The following is an 18,888-nucleotide window of genomic DNA, read 5'->3' on the forward strand; positions in this document are numbered from 1 at the left end:
TAATATGAATATTTACGAATATATTTCTATCGGAGGTTATTTATTGATGATGATAGGAATTGGAATTTACTCTTACAGGAAGTCTACAAATGACTCTGAAGGTTTTCTAATTGGAGGTAGAAAAATGGGAGCTGCTGTAACAGCGCTTTCTGCCGGAGCTGCAGATATGAGTGGTTGGTTATTAATGGGATTGCCTGGGGCAATGTATTTTACAGGACTTTCTAGTGCTTGGATTGCAATAGGATTAACATTAGGTTGTTATCTAAATTATGTATTTGTTGCACCTCGATTACGAGCATATACAGAAGTAGCTCAAAACTCGATTACTTTACCTGTATTCTTCGAGAATCGTTTCAAAGATAAAACTCGTTTACTTCGAATAGTTTCATCTATATTAATTTTAATATTTTTTACATTATATACTTCTACAGGAATGGTTTCTGGTGGAAAACTATTTGAATCTGCTTTTGGTTTAGATTATATGACTGGATTATTAGTAACAAGTTTAGTTGTTGTTTTTTATACTTTTCTTGGAGGTTTTCTTGCTGTTAGTTTAACAGATTTTGTGCAAGGAACAATTATGGTTTTAGCATTAGTTATTGTTCCAATAGTTGCTGTATCAGAAATAGGAGGAGTTGGAGAAACAGTTTCCTTAATCAATCAAAAAGGCACAAATTATTTAGATCTATTTAGAGGAACAACAACAGTTAGTATAATTTCTTTGATGGCTTGGGGATTAGGATATTGTGGGCAACCGCATATTTTAGTTCGTTTTATGGCAATTGATAAAGTTTCGGATCTTAAAAAAGCAAAAAATATTGGAATTACTTGGATGATTTTTACTGTTGGTGGAGCTTTATTAGTAGGATTAATAGGAATTGCTTATCTATTAAAATTTGATCATTCAACAATGAATATTTTTGATCATTCTAAAACAGAAGCTGAAACAGTTTTTATTTATTTCTCAAGAATATTATTTCATCCATTAATTGGTGGCTTTTTATTATCTGCAATATTAGCTGCTGTAATGAGTACTATTTCATCTCAACTTTTGGTTACATCAAGTTCTTTAACGGAAGATATTTATAAAGCTTTTTTAAATAAGAAAGCTACTGATAAACAGCTGTTGATTGTTAGTCGATTATCAGTTTTGATTGTAGCGATAGTTGCAGTTTTATTATCTTTAAATCCAAATGATTCTATTCTTAATTTAGTTGGGAATGCTTGGGCAGGTTTTGGAGCAGCTTTTGGTCCAATAATTATATTTTCTTTATTCTGGAAAAAGACATCTTGGCAAGGTGCTTTAGCAGGTATGTTAACAGGTGGTATAGTTGTTTTATTATGGGTGTATACAAATCATCCATATAAAGATTGGTACGAGATTATTCCTGGTTTTGTATCATCAATTATTGCAATTGTAATAGTATCTTTATTGACACAAAAATCAAATAAACAAATAGATCAAGAGTTTGAAGAAGTTAAATCAATTTTAAAAAATGATTAATCTTTAAGAAAAACTTATAATTTTTGTTGATAATTTCCCTTCTTTAGAATAATTAAAAAAGGGAGATTTCTTTGTATATTTGTATCGTTTGGTTAAAAAATAATCAAAAATATAAATCAATTTATACTAAAAAATGACTGATATTATCCAATTATTACCAGATCATGTAGCTAATCAAATCGCTGCAGGTGAAGTTGTTCAAAGACCTGCTTCTGTGATAAAAGAGTTGATTGAAAATGCAGTGGATTCTGGTGCAACTTCTATCCAAGTTATAGTAAAGGATGCTGGTAGAAGCCTAGTTCAAGTAATTGATAATGGTTGTGGGATGAGCGTTACAGATACCAGAATGGCATTTGAACGTCATGCAACTTCTAAAATTAGAACGACAGAAGATATATATAATATTCATACTAAAGGTTTTCGTGGAGAGGCTTTAGCATCTATTGCTGCAGTAGCTCAGATAGAAACTAAAACAAGAAAAGAAGATAATGAAGTAGGAACACAATTAATAATAGAAGGTGGAGAAGTTAAAGGTCAAGATCCTGTTGTTTGTCCTATAGGAACTTCTATTTCTGTTAAAAATTTATTTTTTAATGTTCCAGCTCGAAGAAATTTTTTGAAATCGAATCAAGTAGAATTTCGTCATATTCAAGATGAATTTCAACGAGTAGCAATGGCTCATGAAAACATTAGTTTCTTTTTACATCATAATGATTCAGAAATTTATCATCTTAAAGCTGGGAATTTAAAACAAAGAATTTCTCAGATTTTTGGTAAAAAACTGAGTTCACAAATTATATCTGTTGAAGAAGATACTGAGATTGTAAAAATAAAAGGATTTGTTGGTAAACCTGATGCAGCAAAAAAATCAAGAGGAGAACAGTTTTTCTTTGTCAATAATCGCTTTATAAAAAGTGGATACTTACATAATGCAATTGTTAATGCATTCGAAAGTTTGTTGCCTTCAGGTTATAATCCGTCTTATTTTTTGTATTTGGATATAGATCCTTCTAAAATTGATATTAATATTCATCCAACAAAAACAGAAATAAAGTTTGAAGATGAAGCATTAATTTTTACGATTTTAAGAGCAGCTGTAAAACATGCTTTAGGACAGTTTAATGTAACTCCATCTTTGGATTTTGAACAAGATCCTAACTGGGCTTTTATACCTTCTGCTTCTGAAGAAGATGAAATTAAAATGCCAGAAATTTCTGTTGATTCTAGTTTTAATCCTTTTGAACATCATCAATCAAGAGCACCAAAACCTTCGGATATAAAGGCTAACTTTGATTTTTATAATGATGCTGTAGAACTAGAAATTGAGAATAATCATGCTCATCAGTTATTTGAATCAGAAGAAATACAACCAGATAAATTTGAAGTTATTCAATGGATGAATCAATTTTTAGTTGTAGAATACAGAGGTGAACTTTTGATTATTGATCAGCACAGAGCTCATCAAAAAATATTATTTGAAAAATTTGTACGTTCTAATCATGAAAATGCTTTGGTTCAACAAATGTTATTTCCTATAGAAATAGAGTTATCTCCAAATGATAGACAAAAATTAATTAATGTAGAAAGTCAATTAATTAGTTTTGGTTTTGATATTTCATTGGATGAAGAAGTAATACAAATTAATGCAATTCCGGTTGATGTACAGCAAGAAGATGTTGTTTCTGTATTTATGGATTTTATTGAAGAATTAGATTATCATGATACAATAGAATTGAACCAAACTTTTGCAAAAGTTTTGGCTAAAAATGCTGCTGTAAAAAAAGGAATTGGTTTAAAAGTTGAACAAATGCAGACATTAGTGGAAGAATTGTTAAAGTTACCTAATCCAAATTTTACACCTTATGGACGTCCAATTTTTGTTCAAGTAAATACAGATGATATCAAAAAAACATTAGATTAAAATTATATGAGACAATCAATACCACCAATTACTAAAAATTTAATCATTATTAATGTTTTATTCTATTTAGCAAGTATCGTATTTAGTGTAAAAGGAATAGATTTGAGTGTTTTTTTAGGAGCTTTTTACCCTGAATCACCAAATTTTAAATTCTGGCAGATTTTAACGCATATGTTTATGCATGCAAGTTTTCCAGAAATCTCACACATACTATTTAATATGTTTGCTCTTTGGATGTTTGGTTCTGTAGTAGAATATACGTTTGGACCTAGAAAATTTTTAACCTTATATTTTTTAGCAGGTTTAGCAGGTTTTTTATTGTTTAATTTAACAAACTATTTTCAAGTAGAGCAACTTAAAGAAATAGTACATTCACAAGGAATATCTGTTCAAGAATTATACAATTATTCAAAATTAAATTTTCAAGGAGTTTTATATAATTTACCTGAAAATTTCAGATCATCTGAACAAGGGATTGAGCTTATAAATGCATATAGAACTCCAATGGTTGGTGCATCAGGTGCTATTTATGGCTTATTATTAGCTTTTGCAGTTTTATATCCTGATGAAAAATTAATGTTAATATTTTTTCCTGTTCCGATAAAAGCAAAATATTTCATTCCAATAATGGTATTAGTAGAATTCTACATGGGTTACAAAAATATAGGTAATATTGCTCATTTCGCTCATTTGGGTGGAGGAATAGTAGGTTTTATTTTGGCAAGATATTGGAAAAAGAATTTATATAGAAGAAACTAATCAATGGCAAAAAATATTGTAGACGAATTAAAAATAAAATATTCATCGGGAGATAGTGTAATTAAATTAATATACATTAATGTAGTCATATTTTTCACATTATTGATTGTAGATTTTTTAATTAAGACGATAGGATTAACATATTACACAACTACCGATTTTTTTGCATTAGCATCAGCTCAAGAATTAATATATAAACCATGGCAATTATTTACTTATTCATGGTTACATGGTAATTTATTGCATTTAGTAATGAATATGGTTTTACTTTACTTTGTTGGACAATTATTTTTACAACAATTTCAAAATAAAAATCTTATTACATTTTATATTTTTGGTGGTATCGTAGGAGGTATATTTTTTATATTGTTTCAATCAGTATTTAATTATTCACACTTATTAGTAGGGGCATCAGCTTCAGTTTATACGTTATTTTTTGCATTAGTATCCTATAATCCTAAAATGCCAGTACGTTTAATGTTTATACCATCATCATTTCCATTACAATATGTTGGTTATGTATTTATAGCTTTTGATGTTTATAATATTATTACAGATCAAAATGCTGGCGGAAGTATTTCACATCTCGGAGGAGCTGTTTTTGGTTATCTTTATATGAAACAATTTGAAAAAGGGAATGATTTTTTAGGTAACTTTATTTTTAGAATAGAGAATCTTTTTAAGAAGAAAGAAAATAAAACAACGTTTAAAACGTATAAGAATAAATCATCAGATTTTTCTAGGAATGATGTACCTAGAAATGATTATGATTACAATCATCAAAAAGTAGAAAAACAAAAGAAAATAGATAATATTCTAGATAAAATTTCTCGTTCAGGTTATGAAAGTTTATCAAAAGAAGAAAAAGATTTTCTTTTTAAAGAGGGGAGATAATAAATGGGTTTTACCAATAAGTTTAAATTAAATTATTTTAATCGATTAATACTGACAATAAATATATTTTTCTTGTTAGTGGCTTATTGTGTGTATTTAAATTTATTCTTTTCTCCTAAAGAAATACCTTATTTTAATTTTTTATCAATAGGTTTTCCGGTTATTTTTATAGTCAATTTATTTTTTTTAATTTATTGGTTGTTATTTAGTTGGAAGCATTTTATTTTAGTTTTTATTTTGTCTTTAGGTTTAGTTTATCCTATATATCTGTCCTATCCATTAATTAACTTTAGTAAAAAAAATAATGTTAAAAAAGATTTTTCTGTTTTGACTTATAATGTTCATGGTTTTAAAGATGAAGGGACAAAGGAATTTTTAATTGAAAATAAAGCTGATATTATGATCTTGCAAGAAGCAAGAGAAAGTCAGCAAAAATTATTAAAAAATCAAGAGTTTAAAGATTATTATTCAGAATTTTATGGATTACTTACGATTTATAGTAAATACCCAATAATACAGACAAAAGAGATCTTTACAAAAAATAATGATTTTAATGGCGCTGCAGCTTATGTTGATATTGATTTAGGAAACGATACTATCAGGATTATAAATCTTTATTTAGAACCAATGTATATCGATAAAGATTTAGTAAAAGATATTATAAAATCAGATAATCAGCAACAAGTAGAAGAAAATAGTAAAAAAGTTGAGTTAAAACTTGTAAAAGGAATGCAATCTCATGTTTCTCAATTAGAAGAGGTTAAGCCTTATATAAAAGCATCTAAACATCCTATTATTTTAGGATCCGATTTAAACTCAACTCCACTTTCTTATGAATATAATCAAATCAATAAATTATTAATAGACTCTTATATTAATTCAGGAAAAAGTGGAATAGCTACAACTTTTCATGGATTTAAATTTCCTATTAGAATTGATTATTTATTTAATTCTAAAGAGTTAATACCAACTAATTCATTAATAATCAGAAAAAGATTCTCGGATCATTACCCTGTTATTGTTAATTATAAATTAGAAAAATAAATTTTATTATACATTTATCCATCTCTAAATTAAAGTATCATGAATCAAAAAGAAAACTTTATTCAAGAAATTCAAAGCCGATATTCTTATAAAAATGATAAGATTATTCTAGGTAAGGCAAAGCTTGATGGAGAAATAGTTGAAGAAGCAGAAATTTCTATTGCTTTAAAAACAATGAATCGTCATGGACTTATTGGAGGGGCTACAGGTACAGGAAAAACAAAATCTCTTCAGATTATTGCAGAACAATTATCTTTAAAAGGAATTCCAACTTTATTGATGGATATTAAAGGAGATTTATCTGGTATAGGAGCTGCAGCAAACTCTAATGATAAGAATGCGATAGAAAGAATGGAGGCTTTACAGTTACCATTTCACCCCAAAGCTTCTAATGTTGAATTACTATCAATATCAGATGAGCCTGGTGTAAGATTAAGAGCTACTGTAGAAGATTTTGGCCCAATATTATTTAGTAAAATTTTAGAATTAAATGAAACACAAGAAAGTATAATTTCAATTATTTTTAAATATAGTAAGGATAATAATTTACCATTAATTGATTTAGAAGATATCAGAAAAGTTCTGCAATATGTAACTGAATCTGATAAAGGTAAAAAAGAATTAAATTCAAATTATGGAACTATTTCTCCAGCTTCGTTAGGGGCAATTCTTAGGAAAATTGTAAGTTTAGAACAACAAGGAGCTGCCAAATTTTTTGGAGAACCAAGTTTTGATGTTCAAGATTTGTTAAAAACTAAAGATGGAGAAGGTATTGTAAATATTATACGTTTGATTGATATACAAAATCAACCAAATTTATTTTCTACTTTTATGTTGAGCTTGCTGAATAAAATTTATTCTCAATTTCCAGAATCTGGTGATTCTGATAAACCTAAATTGGTTATTTTTATTGATGAAGCTCATTTAATTTTTAAAGAAGCTACTAAAGCTTTATTAAATCAGATTGAAACTATGGTGAAATTAATCCGATCAAAAGGAGTAGGATTGTATTTTGTTACACAAGTTCCAGGAGATGTTCCAGATAGTGTTTTAAGTCAATTAGGATTAAAAGTTCAACATGCATTAAGAGGTTTTACAGCAAAGGATAGAAAAGAAATTAAAAAAGCAATAGAAAATTATCCTACGACTACTTATTATAAGGCTGATGAAGTAATAACTCAATTAGGAATTGGAGAAGCTTTTATAACAGCTTTAGATGAAAAAGGTATTCCAACTCCTTTGGCATATACTTATATGAGAGCACCAAACTCTAGAATGGATATCTTAACACAAGATGAGATAAATAATATTAATTCATCTTCGCAATTAGTAGGAAAATATTCGCAAGAGATAAAAAAAGAATCAGCAAATAATATTTTATCTCAAAAAATAAATAATGAATTAAATAAACCTGTAGAAAATAATAACGATAATAAAGAAGTAACTCAATCATCAAGAAAAAAAGTTGTAAAAGAAAAAGATTGGACAGATAATCCTATGGTAAGGGATGTTAGTAGAACAGCAACAAGAAAAATTATTGATTGGGGAATGAAATTATTAACAGGTTATCTTAAAGGAAAAAAATAATATAGTGTACGCAATTTTAGATATTGAAGCGACAGGAGGAAAGGTAGGTGAGGAATCTATTATTGAGATTGCTATCTATAAATTTGATGGTAGAGAAATTATAGATCAATTTATTTCTTTGGTAAATCCCAATAGAAAAATCGATCAATATGTTCAAAAATTAACAAATATTACCGATAAAATGGTGTTAACAGCACCTAAATTTCAAGAAGTTGCAAAGAGAATAGTAGAAATTACTGATGATTGTACTTTGGTTGGGCATAATGTTATGTTTGATTATCGTATGCTAAAACAAGAATTTGAACGACTTGGTTATAATTATGATAAAGAATGGATTGATACATTTGAATATAGTGAAAAATTACTACCAGATTTACCTTCTTATTCTTTAGGTAAATTATGTGAATCTCTTGGTATAGTTGTTACAGATAGACATCGAGCTTCTGGAGATGCTAGAGCTACAGTTGCACTTTTTAAAATACTTTTAGATAAAGATATCAATAAGGTTATTACTAAAAAAACGGGATTAAAACAACCTAAAAAAGTTAATTCTAAATATTCGAAATTATTAGAAGGTTTACCTAATACTATTGGCGTATTTTATCTTTATAATAGTAGAAAACAATTAATATACATCAGTAGAAGTAATAATATATTATTATCTGTCACTAAAATTTTTACTTCGAAATCATTTAAATCAAGTAAGTTAAAGCGTTTTACAAAATCTATAAAATTTGAGGAAACTGGTAGTGGATTTTTAGCGGCAATAAAAGAACATAACGAAATTGTTAGTAATCAACCAATGTATAATCAACCTTTAGTTGAAGATAAAGTTTATCCATTTGGGTTGTATTATTTAGAATCCAAAAGAGGTTATTCTCGTTTAGAAATAGGTAAAACAAGAAAGGCAGAGCCTGTACTCAAATTTAAAACAAAAGAACGAGCGAAGGTTGTTCTAGAAAAAATTATTAATGAATACCAACTTTGTCAACAAGTTAATGATGGGATTAAAGAAATAAAATCTTGCTTTAAATATAAAGTTGATGAATGTAATGGTGCTTGTATTAAAAAGGAACTAAGAGAAATTTATAATAAAAGGATAGAAGATTTTATTTCGACAACAAAATACCCTTCAAACACATTTTTGATTATTGATAAAGGTAGAAATGGAATTGAGAAATCTTTTTATTTAATTGAAGATAATATATTTAAAGGTTTCGGTTATTTTGAATATCATCATCAAATAAAAACGTTAGAAAAAATTCATAATATTTTAGTTCAAATTCAAGAAACAGAAGAAATAAAAAATATGTTAAAATATTATTTATATAAAATTTCAAAAAATAAAAATCAAATTATTAAATTTTAAGGTATTGATTTTTAAATAAAAAAAGTCGGTTAATTAACCGACTTTTTTTATTTATAATGTATGTTTTACTTTACTTCTTTGAAAATAACACGTCTGTTTTCTAAGTTTTTCCAAGCTGGACAACTAGTTACAGGATTACATTCTGGCCATTTTAAGTCAGATTTACCTTTACCAACAGCTGTTAATCTATCAGTACTAACACCTTTATTTGCGAAATATCTAATTACTGAATTTGCTCTTCTTTCAGATAATTTTTGATTATATTCTGCATTTCCAGCTGCGTCAGTATGTCCCTCTACAATAAATTTATAATCAGGATTAGCAACTAGAACTTCTACAGCATGATTTAATTTATCATAAGATTGTTCTCTAATTTTATCAGAATTGTATTCAAATTCGATTCCTTCTAAATATGTATTAATTTTAGTAGCAACATCATCACCACTAATTCTTAATATTTTTTCAGGACATCCTCCATTTGTAATAGGACCTGGAATTGTAGGACACTTATCTTCAGAATCAGGAACTCCATCTCCATCAGAATCTAAAGGACAACCTGATCCGTCAACTTTAACACCTTCAGGAGTACCAGGGCATTTATCCCATTGATCACATACCCCATCATTATCTTCATCTACACACTCAAATGGCGCAGGAGCAGCTAATGGTCTATATAATGGAGAAACCCACTGTACAGCCTCTTTATGCTTTCCTATTTTATAATGTAAACCTAATGATACTGTTAACATATTATCACCTCCATATGTAGGATGTGTATCTGCTGCAGTAGTATAACCAGGAGCAACTTTACCAGAAGCATCAAAATCTTCATCTCCTGTCATTACATACATAGCTCTTAACTCAAAATCAAAGTTTTTGTTAAGTTTATATCTTAAACCAGCACCTACTTGAGAATAGACAGATTTTTCATCCATTTTTTGATCAAGAGTAACTTCGTAATTTTCTCCAGAACCATACCAGTTATTTCTTTTAGCTTTGTATCCTAAAATACCTACTCCTCCATATAAATGTATAGCCCATTTAAATTCATGTTTACTATCAACTCTTCTAAGTAAATTAGAAGCATTAATATCTGCTAATAATGAGACTCCATGATATTGTGTTTTACCATGAACTCTACCAGTAAATGAATTTCCCCAAGGAGTATTATCATAAATTGTAGAAGCTTGTCTGGTTTGTCCCATTTGAAATTGAGCAATTACACCAAATGCATGAGTTATCTGTTTATTAACTTGAAATTGAAGATCATATCCAGGAGTAAAGTATCCTTTGTCAAATGAATTTAAATCAGAATTTTGCATTAGATTTCCTCCTCCAAATACTGATACAGACCAGCTATTAAATTCTCTTTCCTTAGCCAGATTTTTGTTATCTATTTGAGCAGATGTATAAGTAACTGAACTCAAAAATAGTAAATATAAAAGTTTTTTCATAGGTTAGAATTATTTCTTTTTCAAAATTGTAATAATTTTATTTTACAAAACTAATGAATTAATAATTAATATCTTAAAAAAACATTAAACTTTTGATAAATTCTCTCGTATAAACTTGATGATGCGGTATTTTTAAACGATTGCTATCTAATGTAATAGAGTTGAAAAATAATATATCAATATCAATTATACGATCAACATAGATCTCATTAATTAAAGGTTTGGTATACATACGACCCATTTTTTGTTCTATTTCTTTAATTATTTTTAATAAATTAAAAGGTGATAATTCAGTAACCAATTCAATCTTTTGGTTGAGAAATAAATTGTTAGTAGTGAATCCTATAGCTTCATTTTTTAATATATTAGATTCTTTTATTACAATACCAATTTCTTTACTTATAAGAAATTTGGCTAATTCTAAATTTTTATTTTTGTTACCTAGATTTGTTCCTAGTAACAAAATGGCTTTATTTTGCGACATATATTAAAACAAAATTATTAATAATTTAAAAAAAATGAAAAATTTTTTTGGGAGAGTGTTCTCAACTATAGTAGGTAATATATTAACATTAAGTGTTTTTATTTTTTTTATAGTAGTTTTAGTATTTGTATCTATACTATCTACTCCATCTAAAAGTGTAAATAATAATTCTGTTCTTGAATTGTCATTTAATAATATTGTTATGGAGAGTGAAATGGACCAATCAGTTTCATTGTTTGATCTATCTAAACAGTCGAAAGTATATTTATTAGATATTATTAATTCTATTGAAAATGCTAAAACAGATGATAATATAAAAGGAATAAGTTTAAAATTAGATGGAATTTCTTGTGGAGCAACTCAAGCAGAAGATTTACGTCATGCTCTAGAAGATTTTAAGAAATCAGGTAAATTTATTTATTCTTATTCAAATACAGGAAGTCAATTGTCTTATTATATAAGTTCTGTAGCAGATAAAATTTATCAAAATCCTTTAGGAGGGACTTTATTACAAGGTTTAAGTTCTAATGTTATGTTTTATAAAAATGCAGGAGATAAATACGGTGTTGATTTTCAGGTAATAAGACATGGTCAGTTCAAAAGTGCTGTAGAACCTTTTATGAGAACTTCGATGTCTGACGCTAATCGTTTACAATTGTCAGAATTATTAAATGATTTATGGGGCAATATGTCAGCTTCAATAACTAAATCTAGAAAAATAAACGATCAAAATTTTAGATTAATTACTGATAGTCTTTATGCTTTTATTCCAGAACTTGGAAAGGAAAATAAAATATACGACGTATTAGCACAAGAGAATGATTATCAAAAAATGTTATTTAAAAAATTAGATTTATCAAATGATAAAAATAAATCAGATTTTGAAATTCTTGAAGAGCATACAATAAACATTGATGATTATAATCAAACTTTGAAACCAGATACAAACAAAGAAAAAATAGCTGTCTTATATGCATCAGGTACTATTGTTGAGGGAGATGGTTTTGACGGGATTCAATCTAAGACATATGTTGATGCAATTAGAGAGATATCGAGTAAAGATAATATTAAGGCTCTTGTTTTAAGAATAAATTCGCCTGGAGGTAGTGCAAATGCATCAGAGGAAATCCTATATGAATTGCAAGAGTTAAAGAAAAAAATGCCAATTATTGTTTCTTTTGGAGATGTTGCAGCTTCTGGAGGATATTATATAGCTCAAGCTTCAGATAAGATTTATGCACAACCAAATACAATTACTGGTTCTATTGGAGTTTTTGGAATGATACCAAATGGGAAAAAATTATTTAATAATTTAGGCTTTGATTTTGATGAAGTAAGTACAAATGCAAATTCTGATCAATTAAAAAGCTTGACAACTCCTTTGTCAAATACAGCTAAAAACACAATATATAAATCAATAGTATTAACATATAACAAATTTGTAAATCATGTATCACAAAATCGTAAATTGACTTTCGAACAAGTTGATAAAATTGGTGAAGGTAGAGTTTGGTCTGGAAAGAGAGCTAAAGAAATTGGTTTAGTAGATGATTTTGGAAATTTAAATAATGCTATAGCAGCAGCAGCTAAAATGGCTAAGATTGAAAAATATTCGACAGTTTCTTACCCTAAAAGAAAAGATTCTTTTGAAGAGTTTTTAAATAAATTTCAAGGAGGAAGTGTAGAAGCTTCTTTGCAAAAAGAATTAGGGACTGATGGTATGAAAATTTACAAAGAAATAAAAATGATTAATGAACAAAAAGGTGTTCAATTAAGACTTCCTTATGACATTCAAATTAATTAATTATTAATATTTAGTAATTAATCTAAAAAAAATCATAAAAAAAGGGTTAAATTAATATTAACCCTTTTTTATTGTTAATTTCTTATTAATTTAGTAAAAAATTAGTTGAAGAAAAAAAATATATTGTCTTTTTCTTATCATCTAAAATTTATCATATTTTTGTACATTCATTTTTAAAACAATATTGAGACATAATCAACCATGGGATTATTCGATTTTTTCACGCAAGAAATTGCGATTGACTTAGGGACTGCGAATACTTTAATAATACACAATAATAAAGTAGTTGTAGATAGTCCTTCTATAGTCGCTATTCATAGAAGAACAAACAAAGTTATTGCTGTAGGAGAGCAAGCTAAACACATGCAAGGGAAAACGCATGATGATATAAAAACAATTCGTCCATTAAAGGATGGAGTTATAGCTGATTTTGAAGCTTCAGAATTTATGCTAACAGAATTTATAAAAAAAATACCAGGAATTCAAGGAAAATTATTTTCACCTTCTCTAAGAATGGTTATCTGTATCCCATCAGGTATTACGGAAGTTGAAAAAAGAGCCGTTAAAGATTCTTGTGCAAGAGTTAATGCTAAAGATGTTAGATTAATATATGAACCAATGGCAGCTGCGATTGGAGTTGGTATTGATATTACTCAACCTAAAGGTAATATGATTATTGATATAGGAGGAGGAACTACTGAAATTGCTGTTGTAGCCTTAGGAGGTATTGTTTGTGATAAATCAGTTAAAATTGCTGGAGATGTATTTACAAACGATATTGCTTATTATTTAAGAACACATCATAATTTATATATTGGAGAAAGAACTGCAGAGAGAGTTAAAATTGAAGTAGGAGCAGCAGTAGAAGAATTAGAACATGCACCAGAAGATATGCCAGTGCAAGGAAGAGATTTGATTACTGGAAAACCTAAAGAAATTACAGTAAATTATAGAGAAATTGCTAGAGCTTTAGATAAATCTATTTTGCGTATAGAGGATGGTGTTATGGAAACTTTATCTCAAACACCTCCAGAATTAGCTGCTGATATATACAATACAGGAATATACATGGCTGGTGGAGGAGCTATGCTTAGGGGATTAGATCAACGTATTTCTAAAAAAACTGGTTTACCAGTATTCTTAGCTGATGATCCTTTACGAGCTGTAGTTCGAGGAACAGGAATAGCTTTGAAAAATATTGATAAATTCACTTTTTTAATGAAATAAGAAAGTAGGAAACAATGCAATACATTCTGAGTTTAATTAGAAGAAATGGAATGCTATTAATTTTTATTTTTTTAGAATTGATTGCATTGTTTCTTGTATTTAAAAGAAATATATATCATGAGACGATATTAGCCTCTGTAAGTACAGAATTTACAGGTTATATTGATGATAAAATTATAAAAGTTACCAAATTCTTGAATTTACCGCAAGTTAATCAAGAGTTATTGGAAGAAAATGCTAGTTTAAGAAAAAATCTTATAAAATATAAAGATTTAAATCGTCAGAATAGTAATAATATAACTTCTGATTTAGATAGCTTAAAGTATAATCAAAAATTTACTTTTATCCCTACAGAAATTATTAACAATTCTATTACAAAAACTCAGAATTTAATTACTTTAAATAAAGGAATTAATGATGGAGTAGAAAAAGGTGATGGTATTGTAACAAATAATGGAGTTATTGGAATTGTAATTTATGCTAATAAAAATTATTCGAGAGCAATATCCCTATTAAATAAGGATATTAGCGTTAATGCAAGAATAAAAGGCAATCAGTATTTTGGAACAATCAAATGGGATGGAAAAGACCCTCGTTATGTTCAATTATTAGAAATTCCTAAATTTATTAAAGTAAATAAAGGAGATGTAATAGAGACTGATGGTAAATCTCCTGTTTTTCCTGAAGGAATTGTTATAGGAAAAGTTATTAGTAAAGAAATTGATGAAACTGGAGAATTAAAAATTCAAGTTAAATTAAAACAAGACTTTGGTAATTTATCATATGGTTACATAATTACCAATCTTGATAAGATAGAAATAAATAAAGTAGAAAAAAACGGAGATATAACAAACCCTAATAATGTTCAATAAAGACTTTTTAATCAATCTTATAAAAATTATAGTTTTAGCTTTACTACAAGTTTTTGTTTTTAATCATATTAATTTTCTAGAAAGTTATCAGCCTTATGTTTATATAGCTTTTGTATTATTTTATTCTCCTAATCAAAATAAATATGCATTACTATTTTTAGCATTTTTATTAGGTTTAATTATCGATACATTAGAATATACAGGAGGAATACATGCTTTTGCTTTAACATTTATAGCTTTTTTTAGAGGAGGAATAATAAAAGTTTTAGCAGGTAAACAAGATTATGAAATGGAATTTTTTAATTTCAAATCTTTTAGTTTTATACAATGGTTATTTTATTTAGTGATTTTAATATTACTTCACAATTTTATATTATTCTTTTTAGAAAACTTTAAAATTCAAGGGTTAACACCTCTAATGATAAGAGCTTTAATAAATTCAGCTTTAACATTAGTATTCGTTTTTATTTATAAAATTTTATTTAAAAACAAGATTTGAGTATGAAAAAATTGATGATTGTTTATGTATTAATTCTATCAATAGTTTGTTTATTTATAGGTCGTTTAGCTTATTTACAATTGTTAACAGATCGATATACATTAAATGCTTTTAATACATCTATAAAACAAGAAATTGTTTATCCTAATCGAGGAGATATATTGGATAGAAATGGAAAATTATTAGTTAGTAATACATTTTCTTATGAATTAGATGTTATAGCAAGTAGAGTGATTGATAAATCAGGAGATCCCGTAAATGATTTTGATAAAGAAAAATTTTCTAAAATGGTAGGTATATCTACTTTAAAATTTGACTCTATCATTTCTAAGATTACTAGTGCTAAAGATTATAAAAAATTATCTCCTTATCCTTTTTTAAAAAATATATCTAGAGAAGATTTCGCTCGTATGCAAGAGCAATTATATTTATATCCGGCTTTTAGCATAATAAAAAGACCTGAACGTAAATATATGGTAAATACTGCAGGTAACATATTAGGTTATATAAATGAAGCAAACCCTTCTTATATTAAGTCAGACTCTACTTATTACCAACCTGGAGATCTAGTAGGAATTGCTGGTGTAGAGAAATCATACGAGAAAGATTTAAGAGGAGTAAAAGGGGTTAAAAACCTTATTGTTGATAGAACAATGAGTGTAGTAGGACCATATAAAAATGGAGATTATGATCGTCCAGTAAAAAGTGGAAAAACAGTTAATCTAACAATAGATTATCGTTTACAAGAATTAGCAGAGCAAATGTTAAGTAATAAAAGGGGAGCTATTGTTGCAATAGACCCTAATAATGGAGAAATATTAGCTTTAGCATCTGCTCCAACAATTAATCCAAATGATTATTTAAATTCAAAATTAAGAAATGAATTAATTAGAGATTCTATTTCTAAACCCACTTTTGATAGAGCTTTACAAGGGGCTTACCCTCCTGGATCAACATTTAAAATGATGACTGCTTTAGCTGGTTTACAAATGGGAACAATGACAGAGCAAACAACATATGTATGTAAACACGGTTTTAGATATGGTCGTATGCATATAGGTTGTCACTGTGGTATGTATTATGTACCTCAAGGTTTAGAACATGCAATTGGTAAATCATGTAATAATTTCTTTTCTGAAGCTTATAGAGATATTGTTCGTAAAGACCCTAATGATTATAGTGTTGGAATGAATCAATGGGCAAGTATTATGAATAGTTTTGGTTTAGGTAAATTTATGGGGACTGATCTTCCTGTTGGTAGTAAGGGACTTATACCTAATTCAGATTTTTATGATAAACGTTTTGGAGAAGGAGTATGGAATCCCTATCGTATAATTTTTAATGGTATGGGACAAGGTGATATCAATACAACACCTCTTCAAATGGCTAATTTTACAGCAGCAATTGCTAATAAGGGATTTTTCTATACACCACATATTGTTCATCAAATAGATGGTAAACCTCTTACAGATTCAACTTACATGGTTAAGAAGAATACATTAGTTGATCCTAGTCATTTTGATATTGTATTACGAGGAATGAGAAATGTTTTCACAATGGGGACAGCTCGTAGTTTTGATACTAGTTCATTTACTCAAATGGGTAAAACAGGAACAGCTCAGAATTCACATGGACAAGATCATTCGTTATTTATTTTAATAGCACCCGCTGATAAGCCAAAGATAGCAGTAGCAGCAATAGTAGAAAACGGATCTTGGGGAACGACATGGGCAGGTCCAATGTCTAGTTTAGTAGCTGAACTATATATAACAGATACTATAAAAAGACCAGCTTTATTAGAAAGAATGAAATCTGGAAATTTACAAGGAGAATATCGTCGTCAGTGGATCGATTATCTTAAACGAAAAGGTTTATATGTTGAACCTCAAAAAGAAAAAATTGTAACATTAAAAGGATGAGCCAAAATAGATTATTAAAAGGTGTAGATTGGCTAGTTTTAATTCTTGGCTTAATGATTGTCGCTTTTGGAATAATGAATGTTTACAGTGTTAATCAAGATTTAGGAATAAAGCAAATTATTTGGTTTGGGTTAGGTTTGGTTATGGTTCTAGCTCTAATGATAATGAGTGGAAATAACAGAAATTTCTTTGAAGTTTATAGTCCAGTTTTTTATATTATATCTATTATTTTACTCGTAGGTGTTTTACTCGTAGGAAAAGAAATAAATGGTGCAAAGGCTTGGTATAGATTTGGTTCTTTTAGTTTACAACCTGCTGAATTTGCAAAAATTGGAACATCTTTGTTACTAGCTAATTTAATTAATCATTTTAATGCTAGTTTTAAAGACTTTAATTTCTTAGGGAAACTTCTTATAGTTATAATAATTCCTATAATGCTTATATTATTACAACCAGATTTAGGTTCTGTAATAATATTTTGTTCTTTAAGTATAGCTTTTTATAGAGAAGGTTTAAATCCATGGATAATAATTTCTCCAATAGTTTTATTAGTGATTTTTTTAATTTCAATTGTGCAAATTCCTTTCTATGTACTTTTATTTTTCGGATTTATATTACTATTGGTCGTATTATTAATACTAGTTTCCACTAATAATAGAGAAGTTAAAGACTCAATGTATGGTAGCTTAGTAGGTCTATCTGTTTTTTTCCTATTATTAATATTATCATGTTATTTAGTAGAAAATCTTCCAGAAAAAATGAGAGAATCTTTTGGTTATCTTTTTCCTATGAGATCATTATTTTTTTCTGAACCTATATTTTTTAATACAGTATTTTTTGGATTATTTGGTTTCTTTATTTCTATAATACCTGTTCTTATTAATAAATTAACTCAGCAAAAAGAAACAAGTAGTTCTCCATTCAAAAAACAGTCAGGTTTAATTGCAAATGTTTTTAGTTTAAGTATAATAGTTTCGTTTGTAATTTTACTTATAGCTAGTTCAATAAGTTTTATTTCTCCTATAGTTTTCGAAAAATTACCTAAGCATCAGAAGGAGCGTGTAATTGTATTATATGAAGGGGAAGCAAAGTATAGAGATACTTCAGGATATAATCTTCTATATGCTAAAACAGCTATAGGATCAGGAGAATTATATGGAAAAGGTTACCAACAAGGAACTATAAAAAAAGGTAGATTTGTTCCCGAACAGCAAACAGATTATATTTTTACAGCTGTTGGCGAAGAATGGGGATTTTTAGGGAGTACAGCACTCGTATTAATATATGCTATTTTTATAGCTAGACTATATTACATTGCAGAAAAACAAGGAAATCGTTTTGCTCGTTTTTATGGATACGCTGTTGCTTCAATTCTTTTCTTTCACTTCTTTATTAATATAGCAATGGTTGTAGGGTTATTTCCTACAGTAGGAATACCTTTACCTTTCTTCAGTTATGGAGGTAGTTCATTATGGGGATTTACAATATTAATAGGAATATTTTTAATTATTCATTATAAAAACAATCAAGGCCTTATTTAAGGCCTTGATT

15 protein-coding genes are annotated in these 18,888 nt (G+C 27.9%); 13 read left to right on the top strand and 2 right to left on the bottom strand.

Annotated features, from left to right (window positions below; all coding sequences use genetic code 11):
* Window positions 1–4 precede the first annotated feature (4 nt).
* The 7 genes from putP (at window position 5) to RT575_RS04480 (ending at window position 9,078) form a co-directional block, all read left to right on the top strand.
* Window positions 5–1,504: a sodium/proline symporter PutP gene (gene putP, locus RT575_RS04450; protein ID WP_313579111.1), complete on the top strand. Its 1,500-nt coding sequence runs from the start codon at window positions 5–7 to the stop codon at window positions 1,502–1,504.
* 133 nt (window positions 1,505–1,637) lie between these two features.
* A complete protein-coding gene (gene mutL, locus RT575_RS04455) occupies window positions 1,638–3,425 on the top strand; it encodes a DNA mismatch repair endonuclease MutL (RefSeq protein ID WP_313579113.1) in 1,788 nt (595 codons plus the stop codon).
* Window positions 3,426–3,431: 6 nt separating this feature from the next.
* Window positions 3,432–4,184, top strand: coding sequence for a rhomboid family intramembrane serine protease (locus tag RT575_RS04460; RefSeq protein WP_313385559.1), 753 nt, complete (start codon window positions 3,432–3,434; stop codon window positions 4,182–4,184).
* A 3-nt stretch (window positions 4,185–4,187) separates the two neighbouring features.
* The gene (locus tag RT575_RS04465; protein ID WP_313579115.1) at window positions 4,188–5,078 is read left to right on the top strand and encodes a rhomboid family intramembrane serine protease; all 891 of its coding nucleotides are present in this window, start codon (window positions 4,188–4,190) and stop codon (window positions 5,076–5,078) included.
* Between the two features lie 237 nt (window positions 5,079–5,315).
* Window positions 5,316–6,122 (top strand): endonuclease/exonuclease/phosphatase family protein, encoded by an 807-nt coding sequence (locus tag RT575_RS04470; protein WP_313385563.1) that lies wholly within the window; start codon window positions 5,316–5,318, stop codon window positions 6,120–6,122.
* Window positions 6,123–6,161: 39 nt separating this feature from the next.
* Window positions 6,162–7,709, top strand: a complete 1,548-nt coding sequence (locus RT575_RS04475; RefSeq protein WP_313385564.1) for a helicase HerA-like domain-containing protein — start codon at window positions 6,162–6,164, stop codon at window positions 7,707–7,709.
* A 4-nt stretch (window positions 7,710–7,713) separates the two neighbouring features.
* Window positions 7,714–9,078: an exonuclease domain-containing protein gene (locus RT575_RS04480; protein WP_313579118.1), complete on the top strand. Its 1,365-nt coding sequence runs from the start codon at window positions 7,714–7,716 to the stop codon at window positions 9,076–9,078.
* A gap of 65 nt (window positions 9,079–9,143) precedes the next feature.
* On the opposite strand, the gene RT575_RS04485 is transcribed toward RT575_RS04480, so the two are convergent.
* Together RT575_RS04485 and folK are read right to left on the bottom strand one after the other, a co-directional pair.
* Entirely contained in the window at window positions 9,144–10,532 is a 1,389-nt protein-coding gene (locus RT575_RS04485) for an OmpA family protein (RefSeq protein WP_313579120.1), read from the bottom strand.
* 73 nt (window positions 10,533–10,605) lie between these two features.
* Entirely contained in the window at window positions 10,606–11,016 is a 411-nt protein-coding gene (folK, locus tag RT575_RS04490; protein ID WP_313579122.1) for a 2-amino-4-hydroxy-6-hydroxymethyldihydropteridine diphosphokinase, read from the bottom strand.
* A gap of 34 nt (window positions 11,017–11,050) precedes the next feature.
* On the opposite strand from folK, the gene sppA reads away from it, so the two are divergent.
* From sppA to rodA, 6 genes are all read left to right on the top strand, one after another.
* Window positions 11,051–12,820: a signal peptide peptidase SppA gene (gene sppA / locus RT575_RS04495; RefSeq protein ID WP_313579124.1), complete on the top strand. Its 1,770-nt coding sequence runs from the start codon at window positions 11,051–11,053 to the stop codon at window positions 12,818–12,820.
* Window positions 12,821–13,021: 201 nt separating this feature from the next.
* Window positions 13,022–14,047, top strand: coding sequence for a rod shape-determining protein (locus tag RT575_RS04500; protein WP_019975837.1), 1,026 nt, complete (start codon window positions 13,022–13,024; stop codon window positions 14,045–14,047).
* Window positions 14,048–14,061: 14 nt separating this feature from the next.
* A complete protein-coding gene (mreC, locus tag RT575_RS04505; protein ID WP_313579126.1) occupies window positions 14,062–14,919 on the top strand; it encodes a rod shape-determining protein MreC in 858 nt (285 codons plus the stop codon).
* On the top strand, window positions 14,909–15,418 hold the full coding sequence (mreD, locus tag RT575_RS04510; RefSeq protein WP_313579128.1) for a rod shape-determining protein MreD: 510 nt from the start codon (window positions 14,909–14,911) through the stop codon (window positions 15,416–15,418). Before mreC ends, mreD begins: the two co-directional genes overlap by 11 nt.
* 2 nt (window positions 15,419–15,420) lie before the next feature.
* Window positions 15,421–17,337, top strand: a complete 1,917-nt coding sequence (locus tag RT575_RS04515) for a penicillin-binding transpeptidase domain-containing protein (protein WP_313579130.1) — start codon at window positions 15,421–15,423, stop codon at window positions 17,335–17,337.
* Complete coding sequence (gene rodA, locus RT575_RS04520; protein WP_313385576.1) at window positions 17,334–18,878, top strand: rod shape-determining protein RodA; 1,545 nt, start codon at window positions 17,334–17,336, stop codon at window positions 18,876–18,878. The genes RT575_RS04515 and rodA overlap by 4 nt, the downstream gene beginning before the upstream one ends.
* Window positions 18,879–18,888 lie beyond the last annotated feature (10 nt).

Source organism: Chishuiella sp. (genome assembly GCF_032109125.1).
GTDB lineage: Bacteria > Bacteroidota > Bacteroidia > Flavobacteriales > Weeksellaceae > Empedobacter.

Coding starts and splice junctions, on each gene's coding strand:
- mreD (WP_313579128.1), top strand. CDS start 14,909: ATGTTCAATAAAGACTTTTTAATCAATCTTATAAAAATTATAGTTTTA.
- RT575_RS04500 (WP_019975837.1), top strand. CDS start 13,022: ATGGGATTATTCGATTTTTTCACGCAAGAAATTGCGATTGACTTAGGG.
- RT575_RS04460 (WP_313385559.1), top strand. CDS start 3,432: ATGAGACAATCAATACCACCAATTACTAAAAATTTAATCATTATTAAT.
- RT575_RS04485 (WP_313579120.1), bottom strand. CDS start 10,532: ATGAAAAAACTTTTATATTTACTATTTTTGAGTTCAGTTACTTATACA.
- mutL (WP_313579113.1), top strand. CDS start 1,638: ATGACTGATATTATCCAATTATTACCAGATCATGTAGCTAATCAAATC.
- rodA (WP_313385576.1), top strand. CDS start 17,334: ATGAGCCAAAATAGATTATTAAAAGGTGTAGATTGGCTAGTTTTAATT.
- RT575_RS04515 (WP_313579130.1), top strand. CDS start 15,421: ATGAAAAAATTGATGATTGTTTATGTATTAATTCTATCAATAGTTTGT.
- RT575_RS04475 (WP_313385564.1), top strand. CDS start 6,162: ATGAATCAAAAAGAAAACTTTATTCAAGAAATTCAAAGCCGATATTCT.
- RT575_RS04465 (WP_313579115.1), top strand. CDS start 4,188: ATGGCAAAAAATATTGTAGACGAATTAAAAATAAAATATTCATCGGGA.
- folK (WP_313579122.1), bottom strand. CDS start 11,016: ATGTCGCAAAATAAAGCCATTTTGTTACTAGGAACAAATCTAGGTAAC.
- mreC (WP_313579126.1), top strand. CDS start 14,062: ATGCAATACATTCTGAGTTTAATTAGAAGAAATGGAATGCTATTAATT.
- putP (WP_313579111.1), top strand. CDS start 5: ATGAATATTTACGAATATATTTCTATCGGAGGTTATTTATTGATGATG.
- sppA (WP_313579124.1), top strand. CDS start 11,051: ATGAAAAATTTTTTTGGGAGAGTGTTCTCAACTATAGTAGGTAATATA.